Source organism: Kineococcus indalonis (assembly GCF_009906395.1).
GTDB lineage: Bacteria > Actinomycetota > Actinomycetes > Actinomycetales > Kineococcaceae > Kineococcus > Kineococcus indalonis.
Genome location: NZ_JAAALM010000641.1, coordinates 1 through 2,004, shown reverse-complemented (window position 1 = coordinate 2,004; position 2,004 = coordinate 1). Strand labels below are relative to the sequence as shown.

Genomic DNA, 2,004 nt, shown 5'->3' with positions numbered 1-2,004 from the left:
GGGTGGGGCGTGGGGAGCGGGCGGGTCTCAGCCCTTGACGGCGCCGGCCATGATGCCGCTGACGATCTGCTTGCCCAGCAGCACGAAGACCACGATGACCGGCAGGGTGCCGACGAGGGTGCCCGCCATGATGATCGAGGTGTCGGGCACGTAGCCGCTGCCGAGGTTGTTCAGGGCGACCTGCACCGTGGGCATCGAGGAGTTCAGCGCGATGACGGGCCAGAAGAAGTCGTTCCAGGCCGTCATGAACGTGAGCATCCCCAGCACGGCCATGCCCGGGCGGGCGATGGGCAGCACGATGCTGAACACGGTGCGGGTGGAGGAGGCGCCGTCGACCCTGGCGGCCTCCAGCAGCTCGTCGGGCAGCGTCTGCACGAGGTACTGGCGCATGAAGAACACGCCGAACGCGGTGACCAGGGAGGGCAGGATCACCGACTCCAGCCGGCCCGCCAGGCCCCAGTCGGACATGATCTTGTACAGCGGCACGACGCCCAGCGTCGGCGGGATCATCAGGGTGCCGATGGTCACGGCGAACAGGAGGTTCTTGCCCTTGAAGCGCAGCTTGGCGAAGGCGAACCCGGCCAGGGTGCAGAAGAGCAGGGTGCCGACGGTCGTGACGCCGGAGACGACCAGCGAGTTCACGATGGCCAGGCCGATGGCCTGCTGCTCCAGGGCGGTGGTGATGTTCTGCCACAGGTAGGGCCCGGGCAGGAACGGCGGCGGCGACTGCGTCATCTCCGACATCGGCCGGCTCGCCGCGACGATCATGTAGTAGAACGGCACGAGGAAGACGAACGCCGTGATGCCCAGCAGCACGTAGGTGAGCCAGCCGGCGGCGTCGGGGGCGCGGTAGCGCCGGCGGCGGCCGTCGGAGGCCGGGGTGGGCGCGGCCAGGGCTGCGTCGCGGACGGTCGTCGCGGTCATCGCCGGGCTCCTTCGCGGTCGCGGTCGCGCCAGCGGGCCAGCGCGGTGTTGAGCAGGACCAGGACGATGATGAGCAGGAACGTCACCCACGCGATGGTGGCGGCCCGGCCCAGCGCGCCGTAGGCCCAGCCCTGCTGGTACATGAACAGCCCCAGCGTCTGGTACTGGTTCAGCGCCCCGCCGTCCACGCCGCCGAAGAGCAGCGGCTCGCCGAAGAGCTGGGTGGCGCCGATGGTGGAGACCACGACGGTGAACAGGATCGTCGGGCGCAGGCCCGGCAGGGTGACGTGCACGAACTGCTGCCAGCGGTTCGCGCCGTCCAGGGCCGCGGCCTCGTACAGGTCCTGCGGGATGGACTGCATGCCGGCCAGGTAGATGAGGGCGTTGTAGCCCGTCCAGCGCCAGATGACGATGATCGAGATGGCGATCTGCGCGCTGAGGTCGCCGTTGCGCCAGTCCAGGCCGTCCACGCCGACCAGCGAGAGCAGCCAGTTCGCCAGGCCGTTGTCCCGGCCGAAGATCTGGGCGAAGACGAGCGTGGAGGCCGCCACCGAGGTGGCGTACGGCATCATCATCGACACGCGGAAGAAGTTGCGCCCGCGCATGCGGTAGTTCAGCAGGTGCGCCAGGCCCAGGGCCAGCATGAGCTGCGGGACGGTGGAGATCACGCCGAGCGTGAAGGTGTTCCACAGCGCGTTGTAGAACTCCTCGCTCGTGAAGAGCCAGGTGTAGTTCTCCCAGCCGTTGAACTCCGGCTCCCCGCCCAGGTCGTAGGAGTGGAAGCTGATCCACATCGTGTAGACGAGCGGGAAGAGCCCGAAGGCGAAGAACAGCAGGAAGAAGGGGGCGATGTAGGCGTACGGCGCGGCGAGGCCCTCGAACCGGAACAGCCGCGAGCGCAGCGACTGCTCCGGAGCGGGGGTCTTCGAGCCGCGGCCGGCCGGGGCCGGTGGGGCGGTCGTGCTGGGAGCGCTCACGACGTCTCCTCGCGGGTGGGGTTCGGCTGGAGCAGGGCTGGGGCGGAGCTGGTCCGGGACCGGTCCGGGACCGTCCGGGGGCGGGACGGGGCGGCCGCCCGCG

The 2,004-nt window shown here is 69.8% G+C and carries 2 protein-coding genes; both read right to left on the bottom strand.

Features of this window, described 5'->3' with window-relative positions:
* Positions 1–27 precede the first annotated feature (27 nt).
* Positions 28–924 (bottom strand): carbohydrate ABC transporter permease, encoded by an 897-nt coding sequence (locus tag GTR00_RS19820; protein WP_166613269.1) that lies wholly within the window; start codon positions 922–924, stop codon positions 28–30.
* The gene (locus GTR00_RS24480; RefSeq protein WP_166613268.1) at positions 921–1,901 is read right to left on the bottom strand and encodes a carbohydrate ABC transporter permease; all 981 of its coding nucleotides are present in this window, start codon (positions 1,899–1,901) and stop codon (positions 921–923) included. Before GTR00_RS24480 ends, GTR00_RS19820 begins: the two co-directional genes overlap by 4 nt.
* Positions 1,902–2,004 lie beyond the last annotated feature (103 nt).

Excerpts from the sequence above, each read along its gene's own strand:
- GTR00_RS19820 (WP_166613269.1), bottom strand. The coding sequence starts at position 924 with ATGACCGCGACGACCGTCCGCGACGCAGCCCTGGCCGCGCCCACCCCG.